Genomic DNA, 7,134 nt, shown 5'->3' with positions numbered 1-7,134 from the left:
CCTATAAAACCACATCCACCAGTAACCAATATATTCATTTTCATCAGCCGTTTTTCCTGCTCCAGTCATATAGAATATCGCTTTTATGCGGATCCATTCTGTATTCATCAGGATTTTTGTGATTATAACATTCTGTAGGACAATTAAGTATTATGGCCTCGTATTCACTTATGCATTTAAAACCATGCGTTACCATTTTAGGGATCTGTATAAGCAAGTTATTATGCTCTCCTATAAAAAATTCATTAATCTCTCCCTTTGTAGGAGAACCGGTTCTGCTGTCATGAAGAACTACTTTCATCATCCCTCTGATGCATGCAAAATTATCTGTCTGTTTCTTATGATAATGCCATGCTTTAACAACACCAGGATAAGCAGTAGTTATATAGACTTGTCCAAACCTGGAAAAAATTTCATCATCCTCCCTGAATATCTCCATAACATGACCGCGTTCGTCAGGAATTGCCTTTAGTTTTTTTATTTTAACACCATTAATCATAATTCACTCCCCTCTATTAAGAACTTTTTTAAACTTTCCCTCCAATGTGGAACATCAATACCGACCGCAGACTTAATTTTACTTTTATTTAGCGCAGAATATGCAGGCCTCTTTGCCGCTCTTTTTAATTGAGCGCTTTTAATCGGTATTGCCTTTGTATTATGAAACTTGTTTTCTGAATTCTGAAGAATCTTTATAATCTCGCAAGCAAACCCATACCAGCTGCACTCTCCTTCATTTGAATAGTTATATATTCCATATTGTTTTGTCTCAAGTAATCTCAAGGTTATATCAACAATATCCCTTGCCCAAGTAGGATTCCCAATTTGATCATCAACAACTTTGATCTCAGAGTGATTAATTGCCTTACTTATAACAGCTTTTACAAAGTTCTTCTCTCCCTTTCCATACATCCATGAAGTTCTTATCAAAAAGAATCTGATATGTGAATTTAACAGGTACTGTTCTCCCAAAAGCTTAGATTCTCCATATATATTGAGTGGATTCGGTTTATCTTCTTCTGTGTATGAAAATTTCTTCTCGCCGTCAAATACAAAATCCGTAGAGAAGTGAACAAGCAGTATACCATTCTCCCTGCAGACCTGTGCAAGATTTTTTACTCCTTCACCATTAACACTAAATGCTTTTTCTTGATTCCTCTCACATGCATCAACATCAGTATACGCGGCACAATTTATCAGCACCTGAGGATTAATGCTATTCACTGCATTTTTGATAGAAGAGATATCGGTTATATTGCATTCTTCTTCCTCAGGAGCAGTAATTGTGTAATCCTTCCTGTTCCGGCACTCAGAAATAAATTCTTCCGCAAGCATACCTTTTGAACCGGTTAATAATACTTTCAACTCTCACACTTCCTTTTTTCAATTAGCTCATTAGCCTTTTTTAGCGATTCAAATGTGCCGGCATCTATCCACCATCCTTTTAGAACATGATATGTCATATCTCCCTGTTCTATATATTTGTTATTTACGTCTGTAATCTCAAGTTCTCCCCTTGCAGAGGGCTTCAATCCCTTGATTATCTCAAATGCTCTTCTATCGTACATATACACTCCTGTTACCACATACTTGCTTTTAGGTATTTTTGGTTTTTCTTCAATTCCCTTGATCTTATTATCAACAATTTCTGCTACACCGAATCGTCTGGGATTTTTTACCTCTTTCAAAAAAACCTTCGCGCCTGTTTTCTGTTTTCTGTATTCATTAATATAAATGCTTAAATCTTCTTCAAACAGATTATCTCCCAATATTGCAATAATCTTATTCCCTTCTGAGAACCTTTCTCCAAGCCCTACTGCCTGCGCAATGCCGCCAGCTTCATCCTGAACCTTGTACGTAAATTCGCATCCAAACTCTTTTCCACTGCCAAGCGTATTAACCATATCCCCCATGTGGTCAACACCGGTAACCACTAAGATTTCAGTAATATTGGCATTAACCAGTTGTTCAATTGCGTAATAAATAATAGGCTTTTTCCCAACAGGCAAGAGATGCTTATTAATAACCTTTGTCAGAGGATAAAGTCTTGTGCCTGTGCCGCCTGATAAAATTATTCCTTTCATAACATCTCCCTGTTTTAATTCAAAACTTGAAATCTTTTATTATTAAATTCAATTCCTCATCCAATCCATGTTTTAAAAAATTACCTATAAGATTTTTTAATTTAGATATATCAGGTATTCTTCTACGCATATCTTCAAAACCATGTTCATACGCTTGGTCATAAGAAATATGAATTATTTCTGAAGAACTATTTGTCAACTGTTTTATTTTCTTTGCTAGATTTTCTATGCTTATCTCCTCAGTACTTCCAATATTAAATACTTCACCAATAGCCTTATCATTTTCCATTAAAGCAATTATGGCATTAACCACATCCTCAACATACGTAAAACAACGTGTCTGATTACCATCCCCATATACAGTTATCGGCTTTCCTGATAAAGCCTGCCTTATGAACCTTGGGACAACCATTCCATATTGACCTATTTGTCTTGAACCAATTACATTAAAGAGTCTTGCTATAACTACAGGTAATTTCTTTTCCTTCCAATATGCCATTGCCAAAAATTCATCTAGTGCCTTAGAACACGCATAACTCCATCTTCCCAGTGTTGGAGTGCCAATTAATAAGTTTTCATTTTCTTTATATGGTACTTTCTCACTCTTTCCATATACTTCTGATGTAGATGTAATTAGTACTTTTTTATTCTCTTTTGCTGCAACTTTCAATACAACTTCTGTTCCATGTATGTTAGTTTGAATTGTCCTGATAGGACTTTCTACAACAAGTTGCACGCCAACCGCAGCTGCCAGATGATATATTACATCCACTTTATCCACTATTAAACTAAGCAGTGACTCATTTGTGATTGTGTCTTTATTGAGATGAAACTTTGGATTGGTGAGAAGATGTTCTATATTTCCAATATTACCTGTTGATAAGTCATCTATTACATAAACTTCATGCCCAATACCGAGTAATTTTTCAGCAAGGTGCGAACCAATAAATCCACAACCACCTGTAACTAACACATTCATCTTGTTAATCCTCTTTCTTCAAGCTCTACTTTTGCCTGTTCGACTCTATCCTCCGCATGCTGTTCTTTTACCCAGTTTACAAGCTCCTCAATTCCGTCCTCAAATTTATGTTTCGGAGAATATCCGAGTTTTTCCTTTGTTTTAGAAATATCAGCATAGCAGTGACGGATGTCTCCCTCTCTGAACTGATAAGTGATATCAGGTTTTCCATTAAAATTCAGCCTGCTCATAAGCGCATTTGCTATATCCAGAATAGATAGTCTTCTTCCTGTTCCCACATTAAACATTTCATAATTAGCATTGCCAGATTCCATTGCAAGCATATTTGCCTGTACAATGTCACCAACATGCACAAAATCCCTGCTCTGAAGACCATCCTCATATATTATTGGAGTATGATTATTAAGAAGTCTGGATGAAAAAATAGCAGCAACTCCTGTATATGGATTTGATAAAGCCTGTCTTGGGCCATATGTATTGAAATATCTTAGGGCAACTGTCGGTATGTTGTACGCTCTTCCAATGCATAAGCACATCTCTTCTTGGTCCTTTTTTGATATCGCATAAATCGATGTAGAATTTAAAGGTTTTTCTTCATTAGTAGGAATTGGTTTAGCCTCTTCCCCGCAGATATGACATTTCATCTCCCACTGCCTTTTTTCTAACTGAGCAACAAGTCTCAATTTTGGTGATATTCTGCCACATTTAGAGCATTCATACTCGCCTTCTCCGTATATTGACATTGAGGACGCTACGATGAGTTTTTTGACTTTGCCTTTACACTTTATTATCTGTTCAAGCAAATTAGCAGTACCAAGCGTATTAACATCCATATATTTTCTGATTTCATACATTGACTGCCCGACACCGACAGCAGCAGCCTCATGAAAAATTATCTCAACATTTTCTATTGCTTTTCTGACATCATCCGGACTTCGAACGTCTCCATTTATAAACTCTGCTTCTTTATTAAGGTATCCCGGAACATCTGCATTATCTCCATGCACCTGAGGATCAAGATTGTCCAGCACTCTGACTCTATAACCTCTTTTCACCAATTCATCAACGATATATGAGCCAATAAACCCCGCACCGCCTGTTACTAAAACCAGTTCTCGCATAATACCTTTCTCCTAAGTTTTCTTATTTTATCTTATATACATCTGTTTTGCCAAAGAATTTGTCAAAATACATGTTCGGAGAAAAATACTGTTCTTTGTAATTTTTGTTCTTTTTCTGATCAAAAGCCCTTATCAGCCTCAAACCAAGTTTCTCTTCATCAATAATCGGCATAGGAATATTGTAGTCTTTCTCATAATCTTTGTATAAGTCCCTATGGATAATCACATACTTAACTCCCCATTCTCTAAGCTGATTGACGATTTTGGAATTATCAATGTATAGGAGCTTCATTAAACGAGCCCTGTCTCCTCCATTAACAAGTTTCTGCTTATGTACCCTCTGCCAGAACAGATATCCATATTCCGGCGTTCTTCCGGCAAGCATCGGATATTCAGCAATAGCAGAGCTAAACTCTCCATCCTGTTTTGCCAGCCATGTATACACCTCCGGCGGTGTTGAATCAAAGTAATGAAATGGCGGAATATTTACATACTCAATTCCTATTAAGACAAAAATTATACCTGCAAAAATAATTTTTAATTTTAAATTTTTAATTTTAAATTTTTCTAATAAGAATTTTATCCCAATTCCCGAAAGGACGCTCAATGATATCATCATTACAACAACCATTCTTGAGTAATACCTGAACATTGGGAATATTTTATGAAGAAAATATGACGGCATTGGAAGCTTGAATGGCGCGCTGTTCAGCTTCGCTGCGCCAATAGGAATCCACGGCGGAGAAGACATAATTCCAAAGACGAAGAAGACTGCCACGAAAAATGGTACAACAAAATTAAACTTCCCCATTTTCCCTTTTTCCTTTTCCCTTCTTTTCCACCAAAAGCCTGCTGCTATAATGGATAGAATTAGCGGTGTATATCCAAGATACAAGGTATGGTCTATCATACTGCCGAAATCAGGAGACATAAATGGCTTGGATATATTCTTGAGCACAGGATTTGTACGCGGAGGAAGCAGAAAATCCTTGGGTCGGGCTGCGGAAAATATCAATCCCTGTAGTGGCCGATTGAACACAGCTGGATTATTCTTGTCTTTTGAAAAAATTGGCTTAATTATTTTGTATTCATATGGAATAATAATAATTAATGAAGTTAAAAAGCCTACACCAGCTAATTTCAATATTTTGAATCTATTTTTCTTTATCACTGCTCCTGGATTTTTGATATGTTTTAATACTAAGAAGACAATAAATATCACTGTAAACAAAAGCATGTAATAGCCATAGTATGCGTTTGACAACAGGACTAATGCATAGAAAATTCCGCAAAAGAGTGCATTTTTATAATTTTTCTCAAATAATAATTTCATAAGAAATAAAATGTAGAGAGGCATCCACTGAATTGCAGCAATCTGTATATGATTAAATGACTGCATACAAATATGAGGGCAAAAACCGTATATAATTCCTGAGATAAAGGCTGATATTTTGTTGTCTGTCAAATACCTTACCAGGCTATACATTAGAATTGCAGATAAAGCAAAATTCAAAATACTAAACAAGTTCCATGTAAATATTTCACTAGTTAAAATCGCTATAGGACCTGTTATTATCTTCTCAATAATCGCACCAGAGCCAAGAGAGGATTCTTCAAAAGGAAAACCAACGTGAAAATTTATACATGGATTAAAATGATGAAGAACTGCAAACTTATAATACCAAATACAAGATAAAGTTCCAATTGTATCATCAGGATAACCATAGATTAGTTTACTCATATTAAATATAACAGGAAAGGTAACTATAAGAGCAAGAATTGTGAAGAGAATTATCGCTATCAAATTATATAATTTATTATTCATTCAATCTTTTTCTCTTACTGATTTTACCAACTTAATAATGACACCAAAACACAATGCAAGATACGCAATACTTGCCAGCTGCTCTGCCGCTATTTCTAAATGTGCAATTAATAGTAAAGTACAGACAATGAGAAGGAACATAAATAGAATTACACATTTATCACTGAATGACCTTGACTTTAACCACCGCCAGAATAGTATCGTCCGTGAATGCAGATATCTTAAGCAGCGTGTAATTATAACGATTACAGCAATCATAAAAGCATGTACTGGCAAAAAACCCTTTCTTAAATCTGCATACGATTTCTCAATATTTTCAATTATTATTTCCTTATTACAATTATATAAAAATATAGAATACGTAATACCCAATGAAATCATCTGCAGCATATAAAAATAACCCGATGTTACAAATAGTTTTAAATCAGCTGTCATTGAGATCATATATGTCGAGAAGAATAAAATATTCGCAGGTAGAAAGGAAATGAGAATCTTTGAATAAATATCATCCTTTTTCGTTCCTAGTCTTCTAATAAATAAAATTTTCGATATCCACGCTAATAACAAAGATAGAGATAAGACAATCAAGGCTGAATATAGATATGTAATAGAGCTTTTCTTTAAGGACAAAACATGAGAATCTTTAAATAAGATAAATATCTGATCATTAGTATTGCGATGGTAATTCCCTATTTTTATTGTTACGCAATCACGAACATCTCGAGGGAAAGATACTTTGAGTGAATTTTTTCCGACATTTACTATATCTGCTGTAATGAGAACATAATCAACAGGTTTTATATAATATTCTTTCACGAAAAGATTCTTTAATTTCCTGGAATATTTTTTTGTTTTATACGGAATTAAAATTTTATTATTAAAAATAATTGTCTTCCTTTTATATAAAGAGGCTATTTTCAGAAGCAAGGTTTCTTTATAAGGAATTAGGTTGGTCATATTAATGTATTTTGAATCACGTAACTTAATACTATCCTCATAGAAGAACAGCTCTTTCTCATAAGAATCTGGAATTACGCTGCAGTTATAGAAAAAACTTATAATTAGACTTAATAAACCAGAAAAAATTATATATCTAACTTTCCGTTTCATTGTTTATATATCCCT

7 protein-coding genes are annotated in these 7,134 nt (G+C 34.6%); all 7 read right to left on the bottom strand.

Translation table 11 applies throughout. The features are described 5' to 3' along the window. Positions 1-43 precede the first annotated feature (43 nt). The 7 genes from KKC91_03445 to KKC91_03415 are packed head-to-tail and all read right to left on the bottom strand — an operon-like array spanning position 44 to position 7,119. Positions 44-499 (bottom strand): dTDP-4-dehydrorhamnose 3,5-epimerase family protein, encoded by a 456-nt coding sequence (locus KKC91_03445; protein ID MBU0477607.1) that lies wholly within the window; start codon positions 497-499, stop codon positions 44-46. Further along, complete coding sequence (gene rfbD, locus KKC91_03440) at positions 496-1,365, bottom strand: dTDP-4-dehydrorhamnose reductase (protein MBU0477606.1); 870 nt, start codon at positions 1,363-1,365, stop codon at positions 496-498. Before rfbD ends, KKC91_03445 begins: the two co-directional genes overlap by 4 nt. Beyond that, complete coding sequence (locus KKC91_03435; protein ID MBU0477605.1) at positions 1,362-2,084, bottom strand: NTP transferase domain-containing protein; 723 nt, start codon at positions 2,082-2,084, stop codon at positions 1,362-1,364. Before KKC91_03435 ends, rfbD begins: the two co-directional genes overlap by 4 nt. Before the next feature lie 19 nt (positions 2,085-2,103). Further along, complete coding sequence (locus tag KKC91_03430; GenBank protein ID MBU0477604.1) at positions 2,104-3,063, bottom strand: GDP-mannose 4,6-dehydratase; 960 nt, start codon at positions 3,061-3,063, stop codon at positions 2,104-2,106. Beyond that, entirely contained in the window at positions 3,060-4,184 is a 1,125-nt protein-coding gene (locus tag KKC91_03425; protein ID MBU0477603.1) for an SDR family NAD(P)-dependent oxidoreductase, read from the bottom strand. The genes KKC91_03430 and KKC91_03425 overlap by 4 nt, the downstream gene beginning before the upstream one ends. A 22-nt stretch (positions 4,185-4,206) precedes the next feature. Continuing rightward, the gene (locus KKC91_03420) at positions 4,207-6,009 is read right to left on the bottom strand and encodes a YfhO family protein (protein MBU0477602.1); all 1,803 of its coding nucleotides are present in this window, start codon (positions 6,007-6,009) and stop codon (positions 4,207-4,209) included. Further along, the gene (locus KKC91_03415; protein ID MBU0477601.1) at positions 6,010-7,119 is read right to left on the bottom strand and encodes a hypothetical protein; all 1,110 of its coding nucleotides are present in this window, start codon (positions 7,117-7,119) and stop codon (positions 6,010-6,012) included. Between the last annotated feature and the right edge of the window lie 15 nt (positions 7,120-7,134).

It is taken from the genome of bacterium, from assembly GCA_018812485.1.
Taxonomy (GTDB): Bacteria; JAHJDO01; JAHJDO01; order JAHJDO01; family JAHJDO01; genus JAHJDO01.
This window is presented reverse-complemented; position numbering and strand designations above follow the sequence as displayed.